The organism is Streptomyces hygroscopicus subsp. hygroscopicus, assembly GCF_030269125.1.
GTDB classification, from domain to species: Bacteria; Actinomycetota; Actinomycetes; order Streptomycetales; family Streptomycetaceae; genus Streptomyces; species Streptomyces hygroscopicus_C.
Genome location: NZ_BSSM01000026.1, coordinates 15,100 through 29,818, shown reverse-complemented (window position 1 = coordinate 29,818; position 14,719 = coordinate 15,100). Strand labels below are relative to the sequence as shown.

Below are 14,719 nucleotides of genomic sequence, written 5' to 3'. Positions count from 1 at the left end.
GTTATCCCTTCGAGGTGGGAAGCAGCTCGACGTTGCCGTCGAACTGCCACAGCGGGTTCGGTGCGTCCCCGGTGGGGGTGCGCACCAGGAAGTAGCCGTTCACTTCCTTCGGGCCGTCGCCGTCGGCGACGAACCGCCCGTCCGAGGTGACGTCGAGCTGGTAGACGGCCGTACCGGTGGCCTCGACGCCGGGGAGATGCCAGGACACGACGCAGCGCCAGTCGTTGCCCGGACCCTGGACGGCGACCTTGTCGCTGCCCTTGTCGCACGCGGCCGTGGCCCTCAACTGCGCCTCGGTGACGTGGGGTCGGTGGAGCTGCTCGGTCTGCATCCGGTACAGGTGGGCGAAGGCGGTGGCGAGCGAGCGCTGGACCTTGTCCTGCTCGATGCCGGAGCCCGACACCCCGGTCGCCGGTGCGATCACGGCGGCCGATACGGCGACCAGGCCCACGAGCGGCAGCAGTCCCGCCGCCACCGCGCGCCGGCCCGAGCCGTCGTAGCCCGCATCCGTGAAGTCACGCCTCAGGAACAGCACATGGGCCAGCACGGTCGCGGTGACGGCCCACGCGAGGCTCACCGCGACGCCGATGAGCAGCGGGCCGACCTGTTCGGGGCTGGTGAACAGGCCGTTCCAGGCGATGAAGGCGTAGCCGGGCAGCGCGAGGCGCACGACGAGGGGCAGCGGCAGCATCTGCGCGAGCTGCATCGCGAGTGCCACGACGGCGGGGAGGAGAAGGCCCATGGGGGAGCGGCCCAGCGTCACGGACCCGAGCAGTCCGATCCCGGCGAGCGCCAGCGTCGGCGCGAGCACGGCGACCCAGGCGAGCAGGACCCTGACGGCGGCGTCCGACGGCGCGAGCAGATGACCGTCGAGGCCGACCAGCGGCTGGTCGCCGACCGCCAGCAGTCCGCCGACCGTGCTGGAACAGGCCAGCCCGGCCACGAGCAGCAGGATGACGGTGAGGCTCGCCAGGGTCTTGGCCACGAAGATCCGCCGCGCCGACCGTACGACCACGAGCAGATGGCGCCAGGTGCCGAGCCGGTCCTCGGCCGCGAACACGTCACCGGCGACGACCGAGGTCAGCAGGGGCAGCGCCCAGGTGCCCGCGAAGCCGAGCACCACCAGCGGCCCGGCCCAGCCGGTGGCGTGCATCCAGCGCCCGAACAGGGTGTCCGAGGGCAGGGTGCTCTGCGCGCTCACGCCGACGACGAACACCGCCGGTACGATCCAGCAGGCGAGCACCAGCAGCCTGATCCGCCACTGCGACACCAGCTTGACCAGCTCGAAGCGGTAGCCGCGCGGAACCGGGACCGGGCGGGCGGGGGCGGCGTGGTCCGCGGTGGGCGGGGCGGTCATCGGCCGGCCTCCTGGCGTTCCCGCTGCGCGCGGTGCTCGTGCTCTTCCCGCTGATCCTGTCGCTCCTGTTGCTCGGTCAGGGCGAGGAAGGCGGCTTCCAACGGCGAGACCACCGGCGCCAGCTCGCGCACCGCGATGTCCGACCGCACGACGCCGGAGACGAGTCGGTCGAGCGCGGGCACCGACGCCCGCACGACCAGCACCTCGTCGCCGTACCGCGTCCCGCCGTCCGCCACGACCCGCACGCCGTCCGTCATGGCGGCCAGTCGCCGCGCGGCCTCGGGGTCGGAGGTGCGCAAACGGTAGTCCAAGTCACTGTTTCCGGCAGCGAGTTCGGTGAGCGGGCCGGAGAACACGACCCGTCCGGTGGCCAGGATGGTGACCTCGGAGCACAGCGCCTCGACGTCGTCCATCCGGTGGCTGGAGAGCACGACGCTCGTGCCGTCCGCCGCGAGCCGGTTCAGGACGCGGTGCACATGCCGTGTGCCCGACGGGTCGAGGCCGTTGGAGGGTTCGTCCAGGACGAGCAGCCGGGGCCGGGTGAGCAGGGCGGCCGCGAGCCCGAGCCGCTGCCGCATGCCGAGCGAGAAGCCGCGCACCCGGTCGTCGGCGACATCGCGCAGACCAACCTCGCAGAGCACCTCCTCGATCCCCGCCGTCCGCGCGTCGCGTCCGCGCAGCGAGGCCAGCGCGGCCAGGTTCCGCCGGGCGGTCATCGACGGGTACAGGCCCGGACCGTCGACAAAACCGGCCACTCCGTCAACGGCCGAAAGCGCACGCCCGACCGGCACTCCGAGGATCTCCAGAGCGCCGCCGTCGGCGACGGCGAGCCCCAGCATCAGGCCGAGCAACGTTGTCTTCCCCGCCCCGTTCGGCCCGACCAGGCCATGGATCTGACCCCGGGTCACGTCGAGATCGACCCCGTCGAGCGCGACCACGTCACCGAAGCACTTCGTGATCCCGCGCGCCCGCACCGCGAGCACTGCGTCCATGAACTCCTCCTTCAAGACCGCAAGGACCGTAGGCGTGCGCCGAAGAACCCTGGCAGGGAGGAGAGTTGAACGTTCCGGGAACGAGGGACAACAGCCGTTCGACACATCGCGCCCCCCGTGCGCGACCCGCGCCGGGCCGCGCGACACCCCCACCCCCGCCACGCGCGTGCGCGCACGGCGCCCCCGTGTCCAACGGACGGAGCGCCGCCGCGGTCACCCTAGGGCGCGTTCCACCCGGCCGGACGGCCGTACCGCGATGCCCGGCCAGCGCGGAGCACGGTCCGGACGCACAGCGTGGCCGGGTACCCCGCTCCCCCGCCGCACCGGTCCTCGTATTGCCGAAGCATGACCGGACGTCGGCGTACGGGTGGCGACGGCCAGGCCCTACACTCACTTGGTAGCCGCAAGCAACGGAACGTGAGTGATGATCGGCACAGAGAGCCGGAGAGGCCATGAGGGCGCCGCAGGCGCACAAGCCGTACGCCCGGACACCACGCGAGCGGACGACGTGCGCCCGACACCCGTGCGCCCGGACGACGTACCGCCCGCCGGCGCGACGCGCGCCGCGACGACGACCGCCGAACCGGTGGCCGCCCCGACGGCGGGCGGGCGGACGGCCGACGCGGCGACCGTGATCGCGCGGGCCGGGAGCGCCGGGGCCGCGGCATCGGGCCTCGGGGCCGAGATGGTGCGCCTCATGCGGCTCTTCGCCGCCTGGACCCAGCGCGCCGGCTTCGAGTGCGGGGCCGCCGACCGAGTGCTCCTCGCCCGGCTGGTGACCTGCGGCCGACGTCGCGCGACCGACCTCGCGGCGGACGTCTTCCTCGACCTGTCGACGGTCAGCCGGCAGGTGCGCTCGCTGGTGGACCGGGGGCTGGTGGAGCGCCACCCGGACCCGGAGGACCGCCGGGGCTCGCTGCTCAGCGCGACCGAGGCCGGGCGCGCCGCCTACCGGAGCGCCGTACGCCGCCGCGAGGCGGAACTGACCCGCCTCCTGGAGCCGTGGCCGGCCGAGGACCGCACCCTGCTCACCCGTCTGCTGAAGCGCCTCAACGACGACCTGGTGGACAGCACGTACACGAGCCTCGGGACCGGGCAGCACCCGGCGGGCGAGGCGAGGCAAGGAGATCCGCACGCATGACCACGTCCGCGTCCCCGGCCCGCGGGGGAACTCCAGCGATATCCGCGTCGCCACCGCCGGCCGGCCGGCTGACGCACCGCCAGATCATGACGATCCTCAGCGGCCTCATGCTGGGCATGTTCCTCGCGGCCCTCGACCAGACCATCGTCAGCACCTCGATCCGCACCATCGCGGACGATCTGCACGGACTCAGCGCACAGGCGTGGGTCACCACCGCCTACCTGATCACGTCGACCATCAGCACCCCGCTGTACGGCAAGCTGTCCGACCTCTACGGCCGCAAGCCCTTCTTCCTCGCGGCCATCACGATCTTCGTCGTCGGCTCGGCGGCGTGTTCCTTCGCCACCTCGATGAACGAGCTGTCGGCCTTCCGCGCCTTCCAGGGCATCGGTGCGGGCGGTCTGATGTCGCTGGCCCTGGCGATCATCGGCGACATCGTGCCGCCCCGGGAGCGCGCCCGGTACCAGGGCTACATGCTCGCCATGTTCGGCTCCTCCAGCGTCCTCGGCCCGCTGATCGGCGGCTTCCTGGCCGGCCGCAGCAGCATCCTCGCCATCGCGGGCTGGCGCTGGGTGTTCCTGGTCAACGTGCCGGTGGGCATCGTCGCGCTGTTCGTCGTCGCCAAGGTGCTGAACATTCCGCACACCCGGCGCGAGCACCGCATCGACTGGTGGGGCGCGCTCACCATCGCCGTCGGCGTGGTGCCGCTGCTGCTCGTGGCCGAGCAGGGCCAGAGCTGGGGCTGGACCTCCGCCAAGTCGTACGTCTGCTACGCCGTCGGCGTGGTCGGCCTGGTGGCCTGGGTCTTCGTGGAGCGGGCCATGGGCGACGAGGCGCTGATCCCGATGCGTCTGTTCCGCAGCTCGGTGTTCAGCAAGATGAGCCTGCTGTCCGTGCTCATCGGCATGGGCATGTTCGGCGGGATGATGATGGTCCCGCTGTACCTCCAGATCGTGAAGGGCGTCAGCCCCACCAAGTCCGGTCTGCTGATGCTGCCGCTGATGGTCGGCATGATCGCCGGCACCATGGTGGTCGGCCGCATCATCTCCAAGACCGGCAAGTACAAGATCTTCCCGATCGTCGGCACGATCCTGCTGATCGCGGCCATGCTGCTGTTCCACTACCGGGTCCAGTGGGACAGCCCGCTGCCGGAGACCATGGCCTACATGGCGCTGTTCGGTCTCGGCCTCAGTGGCTGTATGCAGATCCTGACCCTGGCCGTGCAGAACTCCGTCGAGCCCGAGGACATGGGCGTCGCCACCGCGTCGGCCACCTTCTTCCGGCAGATGGGCGGCACCGCCGGTACGGCGATCTTCCTGTCCGTGCTCTTCAGCACCGTCGGCGACAAGATCAGCTCCGCGTTCCGGGCGGCCGCCCGGACGTCCGCCTTCCAGGCGGCCCTGCACGACCCGGCCGTGCAGGCCGATCCCGCGAACGCGCCCGTACTGAAGATGCTCAAGCACCCCGCCGCGAGCGGCGGCGGCTCGGGCGTGCTGGACGACTCCTCCTTCATCCAGCGGCTCGACCCGCGTCTGGCCCAGCCCTTCAAGGAGGGCTTCACCGACGCCATGCACGTGGTCTTCCTGTGCGCCGCGGCCATCATGGTCCTCGGCCTGCTGGTCGCGGTGTGGACCAAGGAGGTACCGCTGCGCAAGGTCTCCGGCCTGGAGGCACGGGCCGCTGAGGCGAGCGGCACGCAGGCGGAGGACGCCGAGCCGGAGGACGCCCGGACGAGTGGCGCCCCGGCGGACGGCGTCCGCACGCCGGAGCCCGCCGACGCGCCGGTCGCGGACGCTCCCACGGCCGTCGAGTCCGTGACCGCCGCCGCCCGGCGGGCCGTCAGCGGCCGGGTGCTGGACGGTTCCGGCGCCCCGGTCGCGCAGGCGGCGATCACGCTGGTCGACGTCCGCGGCCGGCAGCTGGACCGCGCGGTCAGCGGCGCGGACGGCGGTTACACGGTGTCGGTGCCCGGCGCGGGCACCTATGTGCTGATCGGCGCAGCGGGTGCCCGTCAGCCGCAGGCCGTCACGGTGCCGGCCGGCGACGAGCCGGTCGTCTGCGACCTGGTGCTCGGCAGCAGCGGCGCCGCGCTCGCCGGGTCGGTCCGGGACGCGGTCGACGGCAACCCGCTGCCGGGCGCCCTGCTGGTCGCGACCGACCTGCGCGGTGAGGTCGTGTCCTCCGCGACCTCCGCCGCCGACGGTGGCTTCTCGCTCGTGGACCTGGTCCCGGGCAGCTACACCCTCGCCGTGAACGCCGCGGGCCACCGGCCGGCGGCCGTCCCGGTCGAGGTCACCGCGGGTACGGCCGAGCCCTGCGAGATCCGTCTCGAACCCGGTGCCCGGCTGCACGGCGTCATCAGCGCCGCCACCGGCGGGCCGCTCGGCGACGCCAAGGTGACGCTGCTGGACGCGGCCGGAAACGTGCTCGGCACGGCGACCACCGGCCCCGACGGCGCCTACGCGTTCACCGACCTCGACCTCGGCGAGTACACCGTCATCGCCGGCGGGTACGCCCCGGTGGCCACTTCCGTGCACCTGGACGCCGGCGGCACCACGGACTTCGACCTCGAACTGTCCCACGAGGACACCACCCGGTAACGAGTCCGCGCGCCCCGGGCGCGTCCGCGTCAGGGTCTGCGATCCGCCGGAGCGCAGCCCCTGACGCCTGTGCGCGGGTCCCGCCGAAAGCCGTCGGCGGCCGGTCCGTTCCGGCACGGCAGGAGCACCCTGTGGCCATGCGGCGGCTCAGCGACCTGATCACCAGGCCGACGGCGCCTTCGGTGAACTGGCCGCCGCCTCCGCGAGGCCGCCGCCGACGTCGTGTATGGCGGCTTGGCCTCGGTGAGACGCCGGTCGGCGACCAACCGGCTTTCCATTCCTACGGGTTGGCGTCCGACGTCACCAGTCGATGTGCGCGGACACGAGGGTCCGCTCGGGGGCCGAGCCGAGCAGTTCGGTCACCGCCCCCGCCGCCTGGGTGAGCACCGACTCGCAGTCCTGATCGGTGGCGGGCCGCAGACTGCTCCAGCCGGGCACCTGCTCCCACCCCTCCATGTACCCGTTCAGCCAGGTTCCGTTGCGCATCCCCGTGTCGTCCGGATCCACGGGACACATCTGTCCGAAGACGAGAAAGGTCCGTGCCTCCAGCTCCCCCAACGGGCTGTCGTCGTCGCTGCGCAGCACATGCCCGTGCCCGGTGCGGAACGACTCGCGGACCAGGTCCTCCCGGTGCCGGCCGCGCCGCCGCAGTTCCTCGTCGACGGCTTCGTGGTCCTCGCCGACCGGCGCCACGAACGGCAGGGCGACCAGTTCCGCGACGGCCTCGGTGGTCAAGGCCCGGTGGGCGAGGGCGTGTACGGGGTGTCGGCATGCCGATCACCTTGGGATGCCCGCCGGTCGGTCGTGGGAGGCGGGCGGCCTCATCCCCCAGTGCGCCGCTTGACTTGGAGCGCACTCCAATCCGTAGCGTTCCGGGCATGAGTACTGCACAGCACAAGATCGGGTCCGGATTCGGCGCCGCCACCACCGCGGACGAGGTTCTGCGGGGCATCGACCTCAGCGGCAGACTGGCCCTGGTCACCGGTGGTTACTCGGGTATCGGCCTGGAGACCACGCGCTCGCTCGTCAGGGCCGGCGCCACGGTCGTCGTACCGGCGCGCCGTCCGGAGACCGCCGGGCAGGCGCTGGCCGGGCTGCCCGGTGTCGAGGTGGACGAGCTGGACCTCGGAGACCTGGAAAGCGTACGGGGGTTCGCGGAGCGGTTCCTCGACTCCGGACGGAGCCTCGACATCGTGATCGCCAGCGCCGGGATCATGGCGTGCCCGGAGACGCGGGTGGGCGACGGCTGGGAGGCGCAGTTCGCCACCAACCACCTCGGCCACTTCGCCCTCGTCAACCGGCTGTGGCCCGCGATCGCGCCGGGCGGCGCCCGGGTCGTCTCCGTGTCCTCGCGCGGCCACCACGCCGGCGGCATCCGCTGGGACGACATCCACTGGCGGCAGGGCTACGACAAGTGGGAGGCATACGGCCAGGCCAAGACCGCCAACGTCCTGTTCGCCGTCCAACTCGACACGCTCGGCCGCGACACCGGTGTCCGCGCCTTCGCCCTGCACCCCGGCGGCATCATCACCCCGCTCCAGCGGCACCTGCCCAAGGAGGAGATGATCGAGCGCGGCTGGATCGACGAGAAGGGCACCGTGCTCCACCCCGAGGCCTTCAAGACCCCGCAGCAGGGCGCGGCCACCCAGGTGTGGGCGGCGACCTCTCCGCAGCTCGACGGGCTCGGCGGCCTGTACCTGGAGGACTGCGAGGTCGCCGAACCCGCTCCGGACAACGGTGACCGCGTCGGCGTCAAGGACTGGGCGATCGACCCGGAGCAGGCGGCCCGGCTGTGGGCGCTGTCGGCGGAGCTGACGGGGGTGGACGCGTTCGCCTCCTGACCGGCGGGGCTGCCCGGCGCCTCGCGCGCCGGCCCGCGGGCCCCTCCTCGTCACCCGTCCGGCGTACCGGCCTGCCACCGCCCGCGTCCCGGGCGCTCCCGCCTGCGGCGTCGGCGTATGCCGTGGAGGCGGCCGCGCCGGGGATGTCCGTCGCCCGGGATCGCGTACGGCGGCCTCCCATACTTGCTCGAAAGGGGCGTAACGGCCGCCGAACCCGCGGAGGTGCCAGCATGCGCGACGACGTCGAGAACGACGACGGGCCCGTCGAGGAACCCGAGCTGTACGACGAGGACGCATACGGTGAGGACGAGGACGAGGACGAACACGGCGGGGACGGGGGCGGGGACGAATACGGCGAGGACGTGGATGAGGACGAGGGCGAGGACGAGGCCGGGTACGAGCCCGGTGCCGAGTACGAACCCGAGGGCCCCGATGTCCACGACGGGGTCGCGTCGTATGAGGAGGACGAGGGCGACGGTTCGGCGGCCCGGAGCGGGCGGGCCGATGCGGAGCCCGACGTCTTCCTCGACGTCCCGCGCCTGAAGGTCGACGAGATCGACCTGGAGGTCGAGGACCTGCGGGCCCGAGTCTCGCTCCAGGCCGAGGTGCTGGACCTGCTGAGACTGAACGTCGGTGCCGATGTCGCCCTCGGCCGGGTGCACTTGGGGATCTCGGGCGTGGAGGCGCAGGCGCAGCTGAGAGTGCGGCTCGACAACGTCGCGACGATCATCAACCGGGTGCTCACCACCCTCGACCGCAATCCCCAGATCCTGGAGGAACTGGCGCGCGGCGTCGGCTCGGCGGTGCGGGACGTCGGCGGCGGGGCCCGGCTGGCCGTCGGCGAACTCGGCACCGGGGCGGGAAGGGCCGTGGAGGACGTCGGCCGGGGCGCGGGCTACGCGGTCGAGGACGTCGGGCGCGGAGCCGGCGGCGCGGTGGAGGACGTCGGTCGGGGCGCCGGGTCCGCCGTGCGGGTCGTCGGTGAGGGAGCCGGCCGTGCCGTCGAGGACATGGGCGCCGGTACCGGCCGTGTTGTCGAGGACGTGGGCGCCGGTACCGGCCGTGTTGTCGAGGACGTCGGCGCCGGTACCGGCCGTGTGGTGGAGGACGTCGGCGGCCGGGCCGGGCGTGTGGTGGAGGACGTCGGCGGCCGGGTCGCGGGGGACGTCGGCGGGGCCGTGCGGGAGACCGGCCGGGCCGCGGGGCGCACGGTGGAGAAGGCGGGAGACACCGCCGCCGAAGCGGTCGACGTCGAGGGGGAGCCGGCCGACGTGGTGGGGAAGGCGGCCGACCGCGGCGCCGCCAGGCGAACGGCACGGTCGGCCAAGAGGGCCGCGAGCAGGAGCGGCGAAGCCGAACGGGCCCGGCCCGCCCGGCCACGTCGTTCCCGCGACCGCGACGGCGACCGCGACCGCGACGGCGACCGCGACGATGTCGGCGGCGAAGGCGAGCCGTCGGCCCGTCCCGTCCGCCGCCGTGCCCGGGAGCACCGCGACGAGCCGCCGTGAACGGGTGCCCGCCGAGGGACCCGCGCCGCGCGGCCGACGGGCCGCCGGTCACCCGCCGCGCGCGGCTCCGGGGGACCCCCGGAACCGGACATCTCGTTCGAGGCGACGGTCCGCGGTGACCGTCTGCGCTTCGAGGAGGAGCCCCGGACGTCCGTCGGCTTCCCCGGCGACGGCGCACGGGAGTCCTCCTCCCACAGCGAGCGGACCAACCTCCCCGACCGGGTCACCCCTGGCCGGGGGTACCGCGACATCGCCGTCGACTACCGTCTCGCCACCCGTCTGACCCGCGGGGCAGAGGGTGGCCGGTAGCCGTGGACGACGGTCCGCCGGGCGGCTACCACCGGTACCAGCGCCCTCGGCGGCCGCCGCTGCCCGCGGGCCGGACGAGGAAGCCCAGCAGCCACAGGACCAGCACGATCACCGCGATCCACCACAGTGCCTTCAGCGCGAAGCCCGCACCGAACAGAATCAGGGCCAGAAGAAGAACCAGAAGCAGGGGAACCATCGTTATCAACCTCCTGGCCACCGAATGCCCTTGCTCCGTCCCGGCAAGCACATAAAACGCACGTTACTTGCACGCGTTGAGGGGAAGAGCACACCTTCGGTTCGCGGTCCGAGGTGGACGCAGCTGCTTGGCCCGGCCTCACGACGACGCGGACGGCACCCGTATTGCCAGCAGCGCCACATCGTCGTCGTTGTCCGGCGGCCGTGCCCGCGCGAGCAGTTGGTCGGTGAAGGACTCCAGCGGGCGGTGGGCGAGGGACGCGGCGTGCCGGCGCAGTCGTTCGAGGCCCTCGTCCAAGGGGTGGCCCGGGGACTCGATCAGGCCGTCGGTGTAGAGGAGCAGCGTGGCACCGGGCGGCAGTCGGCGCGTCGCGTCGGGGCGCTCCTGCTCGGGCAGTACCCCGAGCAGGACACCGTGGCCGTCGGTCAGGTACTCGGCGAGGCCCTCACGGGTGATCAGCAGCGGAGGGGGATGGCCCGCGTTCGTCCAGGTCAGCGTGGACCGGCCGGCGTCGTCCACCGTCATCCGCGCGAAGACCACCGTGGCCATGGTCACCTCGGCGATGCGCGCGGTCGCGCGGTCCAGCTCCCGCACGATCTCGCTCGGTGGCTTCTGCTGCGACCAGGCGTAGGCGCGCAGGATGTTGCGCAGCTGGGCCATGCCGGCCGCCGCGTCCAGATCATGGCCGACGACATCCCCGACGACGAGCGCGGTCACGTCGTCCGCCAGCGGGAACGCGTCGTACCAGTCCCCGCCGACCTCCGACGCGTCCGGCGCGGGCAGGTAGCGGGTGGTCATGGCGAGCCCGGACGTGCGCGGGAGCTGCGGCAGCAGATGGCGCTGCATGGTCTCCGCGACCATGCGCTGCCGCTGGTAGAGGCGGGCGTTCTCCAGGGCGAGGCCCGCGCGCCGCGCGATGTCCTCCAGCAGGGCCAGCTCGGTCGCGGTGTACTTCCCGGGCTGGTCGGCGCGGCCGAGGGTGACCGCGCCCAGCACCTCGCGCAGGCTGCGGATGGGGACGACGGCCGCCGAGTGCATGCCGGTCGCCTCGAAGAGCCGCCGCTGCTCGACCGCGAGACCGGAGTCGGGCGGCCCCTGGTAGGTCTCGGGCCCGGCGAGGGTGGACGCGACGCCGCGCAGGGCGCGGGACAGGGGCATGCCCGACTCCTGCGGCACCGGCGGCATGGGCCCCTGAAGGTCCTCCCGCAGACGCACGTGGCCGTCCTCGGCGTGGGCCACGGCCCAGCGTCGCACCTCCTCCCGCTCGCTGATCAGGTCGATGACGGCCCAGTCGCCGAGCCTCGGCACCAGCAGGGCGATCAGCCGGTGCAGGGCCTCCTCGATGTCCAGCGTGGAGGTGAGCAGGGTGGTCGTCTCCGCCAGCAGGGCGAGCCGCTCCAGTTCGGACAGCTGCCCGTCGGCCGGGGAGCGGGGCGCGGGGTCCTGTCCCCAGCCCGCCGGGTAGAACAGCACCAGGGTGGTCGGGGGGCGCTGCCCCAGGTCACAGGGGGTGGCCAGCCAGATCACCGGGAGCAGTGTGCCGTCACCGCGCTCCATCCACTCGCGGCCGTGCGCGGTGCGGCCGGCGAGGATGGCCTCCCGGACCCGGCACTGGGCCCTCGCCACCGGCTCTCCGTTGACGTTGCGGTGGAGCAGGTCGTGCGCGTCCCCGCCGAGCAGCTCGGCGGCGGACCGGCCCAGAAGCCGTTCGGCACACGGGTTCACGCCCACGACGCAGCCCTGCGCGTCGGCCAGATAAGCGCCCGTGCCGAGGGCGTCGAGCGCCTTGGCCACCGTCTCCCGAGGGCTGCCCTGCGCAGGCATCTCCGCCCCCTTCACCGGATGGCGTCCCTCCTTCCGGAGTTCCCCCTCTGCCTCACGTCACCCGGGAGACCGGGCGAGACGGCGCGGTCAGCCGCGGGAGGAGTCGGCCGCCTCGGCCGCCCGGCAGGCGGCGCAGATGACCTGGGCCCGGCGGCCGTAGCGGCGGGTGAGCCCCTGACAGCGCGGGCAGTAGCCGACCTCGTCCGGCGGACAGCCCAGCAGGTGTGCGGCGGCGGTCCGGTCCGTGGCGGGGTCGATGCGCCGCGGCATCTCCTCCATGAACGCGAATGTACGTCCGTCGCCCCCGGACGGCAGCTCGGCCCCGAGCCCCGCGTCGCCCGCTGACAGGGACCGGCGCGGCCACCCCCGGCACCCGGTACCGCCGTGAGGAGCGGGGGATGGCCGTGGCACCGGCGGACACCCGTTCCGGGTGGCGGACCGCCCCGCACCGGCGCGGCATCGGACCGGTGGCCGAGCACGGTGGCGCGTTCCCCCATCAGGACGAGGCCGCCGATCCGGTCGGCGGGCAACGGGGAGCGCGCACACGTCTTTTCGCGGGTGGGGGCGGTGTCCACGCCGCACCCGGCTCCGGCCGGGCGGTGCTGGTTCGCCCGAGCCTTCGAGGGCGCCCGCATCGGCTCTCCCCGGACCTCGGCGGGTCCCGTACGTACGACGCCCCCGGAATCGCGTCGAGGGAGCCGTCGTCACCGAGGCGGGAGGGGAGGCACCCGCGCCGGCCGCGTCGGGCAGGTCGTCCGCCGAGCGTTCGTGCCGGTCATCCGGTCATCGTGCCGGTCGCCGGAGATCGTCCGGGAGCAGGGAGAACGGGACGAGATCGACCCGTCCGTCATGGACGAAGCCCGCGTTGCGCAGGATGCCCTCGGGGTGGAAGCCGGCTGTGACGGCGGTTCTCCGGGAAGCGGTGTCGGCGGTGGCGGCGCGGAGTTCGAGGCGCTCGAAGCGGTGGTCGGCCAGGAGCCGGCGGGCCAGGGCGCGGGTCGCCTCGGCGGCGACACCGTCGCCGCGGGCCCAGGGGGAGACCCGGTAGCCGACCTCGCTCACCCGGGCCCGCCAGTCGGTCTTCTTGAGGCCGACGGTGCCCGGCAGCCGTTCGGTGCGGGCGTCGGTGACGGCGAAGTGGATGCCGTCACCGGACTCGCGCAGGGCATGGGAGACGGAGGTGCACCAGGCGGTGGCGTCGGCCGACGTGTAGGGCCGGGGGAGGGGGAGCCATCGCTGGGTGAGCGCGTCGGCGCAACTCGCCCGGGTGTCCTCGATGTCGGCGTCGGTGAACGGTCGCAGGACCAGGCGGTCCGTGTGCAGTACTGTCTCGGGGAACATCCGTCCGTCCGCGGAAGATCACTTGGTCCGGCCGAACCTGGCAGGGCCCTCGCGTGATCGGGCGGCCGCGTCAGTGCTCGCCGGTCCCGGCGCCGTGCGTCCCCGCCGTACCGCCCGCGTGCACCGTGAACGCCGCCGTACGCACCTGTCCCCCGTGCTGGAAGTCGAAGAAGAGGCGGTACGCGCCCGCGGTGGGCGTCGTCACCATGAAGGAGACCTCCGGGCCCGGCGTGGTCGTGCCGTCGCCCGGTTCGCCCGTCGGGTGGACGTGGAGGTAGGCGAGGTCGCCGGAGCGCAGGGCGACGAGGTGGCCGTAGGCGCCGAGGTAGGGCTGGAGGTTCCGGACCGGGCGGCCGTCCTTGGTCACGGTGAGGGTCAGGGTGGAGGGCTCGCCGGCCACGGGAGTGCCGTCGAGACGCACCTCGTAGCCGTCCACCTTCGCCGTCGTGCTGTGCGCCGGCGGTGCCGTCGGCTCGTACCGGCCCGCGACCGCGAGGTCGGCGCCCAGTGTGAGCGATTCCCCGCCCTTGGGTGTGAAGTCCGCGAAGACGCGGTAGCCGCCCGCGCGCGGGAGATCCACGGACGTGCTCCAGGTGCCGTCGGCGGCACGCGTCGGATGCAGATGGCGGTAGACCGTCAGATCCCGGGAGGCGACGATGAAGTGCAGCTCCTTGCCGTGCTCCTGCTCGTACGCCGTGACCTTCCGGCCCGTGTCGTCCCGAACCACCGAGAAGCTCAGTTCCGTCTTCTTGCCGGCCGGCACCTGTGACGTGTTCAGGGCGAGCGTATAGCCGTCCTTGGAGATCTCCAGACCGCCGGGCTCGGCGTCGTGCCGCGTGCCGGGCGTGCCGGTCATGCCGGGCATGGACGCCATGTCGTGGTGTCCGCCGCTCGTGTCGTGGTGCATGGTGTGGCCGCCCTTCTGCTGCGGGGTGATGGGGCCCACGGCGTTGCCGACCCCGTAGGCGGTGCCGAACGTCGCGGCGAGCGCGGCGGCGAAGACGGTGATCCGCAGTGCGGTGTTCATGCCCAACTCCTCGTCCCTCTCGGTCGCTCGGTGTGCGGCCGACCGTGTGGCTCACCATACCCCCAGGGGGTATGAAGTCAAACCGGGTCAGGGGTTGCGTCCCATACGGGTGGGGGGTATACATGAAGCCGTTCGAAGATACCCCACGGGGGTATTGGACCGTCACCTTGGAGGATCCCGTGTCGAACTCCCGCACCCCTGACGGCAGCGCCCCGGCCAAGGTCGTCTACAAGGTCGGCGGTGTCGGCAGCGCCCACTGCCAGGGAGTCGTCACCCGGGCGGTCGGCGGTCTGGACGAGGTCGCCGCGGTCGAGGTGGAGATCGGCACCGGCCTGGTGACCGTGACACCCGTCGCCGCGGCCGGCGAGGCGTTCGACGCGTTGATCGCCGAGACCGTCGACGACGCCGGTTACGACTTCGCCGGCCGGGCCGCCTGACCGGCCGAGCCGCTCCCGGCCGCCCGGCCCCCGGCCCCGGCCGGCACGTCCAACCACGTCGGCTCCGGACGTCGAGACCATCGGCCCCGGCGCCGCCGGCTCCACCCACCTCGGCGCCCGGCCCTGACCCGATCGGGCCGGACCCA

13 protein-coding genes are annotated in these 14,719 nt (G+C 73.2%); 5 read left to right on the top strand and 8 right to left on the bottom strand.

Going from position 1 to position 14,719, the window contains the following annotated elements:
- Position 1: 1 nt before the first annotated feature.
- Positions 2 to 1,357, bottom strand: coding sequence for an ABC transporter permease (locus tag QSK45_RS36030; RefSeq protein WP_285563155.1), 1,356 nt, complete (start codon positions 1,355 to 1,357; stop codon positions 2 to 4).
- The gene (locus QSK45_RS36025) at positions 1,354 to 2,349 is read right to left on the bottom strand and encodes an ABC transporter ATP-binding protein (RefSeq protein ID WP_285563154.1); all 996 of its coding nucleotides are present in this window, start codon (positions 2,347 to 2,349) and stop codon (positions 1,354 to 1,356) included. The genes QSK45_RS36030 and QSK45_RS36025 overlap by 4 nt, the downstream gene beginning before the upstream one ends.
- Positions 2,350 to 2,857: 508 nt before the next feature.
- On the opposite strand from QSK45_RS36025, the gene QSK45_RS36020 reads away from it, so the two are divergent.
- Both QSK45_RS36020 and QSK45_RS36015 read left to right on the top strand, forming a co-directional pair.
- Entirely contained in the window at positions 2,858 to 3,490 is a 633-nt protein-coding gene (locus QSK45_RS36020; RefSeq protein ID WP_490993666.1) for a MarR family winged helix-turn-helix transcriptional regulator, read from the top strand.
- On the top strand, positions 3,487 to 6,090 hold the full coding sequence (locus QSK45_RS36015; protein WP_285563153.1) for an MFS transporter: 2,604 nt from the start codon (positions 3,487 to 3,489) through the stop codon (positions 6,088 to 6,090). Before QSK45_RS36020 ends, QSK45_RS36015 begins: the two co-directional genes overlap by 4 nt.
- A 300-nt stretch (positions 6,091 to 6,390) precedes the next feature.
- On the opposite strand, the gene QSK45_RS36010 is transcribed toward QSK45_RS36015, so the two are convergent.
- A complete protein-coding gene (locus QSK45_RS36010) occupies positions 6,391 to 6,825 on the bottom strand; it encodes a hypothetical protein (protein ID WP_285563152.1) in 435 nt (144 codons plus the stop codon).
- A gap of 143 nt (positions 6,826 to 6,968) precedes the next feature.
- Here QSK45_RS36010 and QSK45_RS36005 point away from each other — a divergent pair, with 143 nt between their 5' ends.
- Both QSK45_RS36005 and QSK45_RS36000 read left to right on the top strand, forming a co-directional pair.
- Entirely contained in the window at positions 6,969 to 7,931 is a 963-nt protein-coding gene (locus tag QSK45_RS36005) for an SDR family NAD(P)-dependent oxidoreductase (RefSeq protein WP_285563151.1), read from the top strand.
- Positions 7,932 to 8,161: 230 nt separating this feature from the next.
- Positions 8,162 to 9,439, top strand: a complete 1,278-nt coding sequence (locus tag QSK45_RS36000; protein WP_285563150.1) for a TrbL/VirB6 family protein — start codon at positions 8,162 to 8,164, stop codon at positions 9,437 to 9,439.
- Between the two features lie 334 nt (positions 9,440 to 9,773).
- Here QSK45_RS36000 and QSK45_RS35995 read toward each other — a convergent pair whose 3' ends face one another.
- The 5 genes from QSK45_RS35995 to QSK45_RS35975 all read right to left on the bottom strand — a co-directional run bounded on the left by QSK45_RS35995 (position 9,774) and on the right by QSK45_RS35975 (position 14,136).
- Complete coding sequence (locus tag QSK45_RS35995) at positions 9,774 to 9,944, bottom strand: DUF5670 family protein (RefSeq protein WP_285563149.1); 171 nt, start codon at positions 9,942 to 9,944, stop codon at positions 9,774 to 9,776.
- 138 nt (positions 9,945 to 10,082) lie between these two features.
- The gene (locus tag QSK45_RS35990; RefSeq protein WP_285563148.1) at positions 10,083 to 11,768 is read right to left on the bottom strand and encodes a SpoIIE family protein phosphatase; all 1,686 of its coding nucleotides are present in this window, start codon (positions 11,766 to 11,768) and stop codon (positions 10,083 to 10,085) included.
- 87 nt (positions 11,769 to 11,855) lie between these two features.
- The gene (locus QSK45_RS35985; RefSeq protein ID WP_285563147.1) at positions 11,856 to 12,047 is read right to left on the bottom strand and encodes a hypothetical protein; all 192 of its coding nucleotides are present in this window, start codon (positions 12,045 to 12,047) and stop codon (positions 11,856 to 11,858) included.
- Between the two features lie 504 nt (positions 12,048 to 12,551).
- Positions 12,552 to 13,109, bottom strand: a complete 558-nt coding sequence (locus QSK45_RS35980) for a GNAT family N-acetyltransferase (RefSeq protein WP_285563146.1) — start codon at positions 13,107 to 13,109, stop codon at positions 12,552 to 12,554.
- A 70-nt stretch (positions 13,110 to 13,179) separates the two neighbouring features.
- Entirely contained in the window at positions 13,180 to 14,136 is a 957-nt protein-coding gene (locus tag QSK45_RS35975) for a DUF8832 domain-containing protein (RefSeq protein WP_285563145.1), read from the bottom strand.
- 179 nt (positions 14,137 to 14,315) lie between these two features.
- Between QSK45_RS35975 and QSK45_RS35970 the strand changes: the two genes are divergently transcribed.
- Positions 14,316 to 14,573 carry a heavy-metal-associated domain-containing protein gene (locus tag QSK45_RS35970; protein ID WP_285563144.1) on the top strand — a complete coding sequence of 86 codons (258 nt, stop codon included), beginning with the start codon at positions 14,316 to 14,318 and terminating at the stop codon, positions 14,571 to 14,573.
- Positions 14,574 to 14,719 lie beyond the last annotated feature (146 nt).

What these genes read in the sequence shown, in the direction of transcription:
- QSK45_RS36030 (WP_285563155.1), bottom strand. Translation starts at nt 1,357, where the DNA reads ATGACCGCCCCGCCCACCGCGGACCACGCCGCCCCCGCCCGCCCGGTC.
- QSK45_RS36025 (WP_285563154.1), bottom strand. Translation starts at nt 2,349, where the DNA reads ATGGACGCAGTGCTCGCGGTGCGGGCGCGCGGGATCACGAAGTGCTTC.
- QSK45_RS36015 (WP_285563153.1), top strand. Translation starts at nt 3,487, where the DNA reads ATGACCACGTCCGCGTCCCCGGCCCGCGGGGGAACTCCAGCGATATCC.
- QSK45_RS36005 (WP_285563151.1), top strand. Translation starts at nt 6,969, where the DNA reads ATGAGTACTGCACAGCACAAGATCGGGTCCGGATTCGGCGCCGCCACC.
- QSK45_RS36000 (WP_285563150.1), top strand. Translation starts at nt 8,162, where the DNA reads ATGCGCGACGACGTCGAGAACGACGACGGGCCCGTCGAGGAACCCGAG.
- QSK45_RS35995 (WP_285563149.1), bottom strand. Translation starts at nt 9,944, where the DNA reads ATGGTTCCCCTGCTTCTGGTTCTTCTTCTGGCCCTGATTCTGTTCGGT.
- QSK45_RS35990 (WP_285563148.1), bottom strand. Translation starts at nt 11,768, where the DNA reads ATGCCTGCGCAGGGCAGCCCTCGGGAGACGGTGGCCAAGGCGCTCGAC.
- QSK45_RS35985 (WP_285563147.1), bottom strand. Translation starts at nt 12,047, where the DNA reads ATGGAGGAGATGCCGCGGCGCATCGACCCCGCCACGGACCGGACCGCC.
- QSK45_RS35980 (WP_285563146.1), bottom strand. Translation starts at nt 13,109, where the DNA reads ATGTTCCCCGAGACAGTACTGCACACGGACCGCCTGGTCCTGCGACCG.
- QSK45_RS35975 (WP_285563145.1), bottom strand. Translation starts at nt 14,136, where the DNA reads ATGAACACCGCACTGCGGATCACCGTCTTCGCCGCCGCGCTCGCCGCG.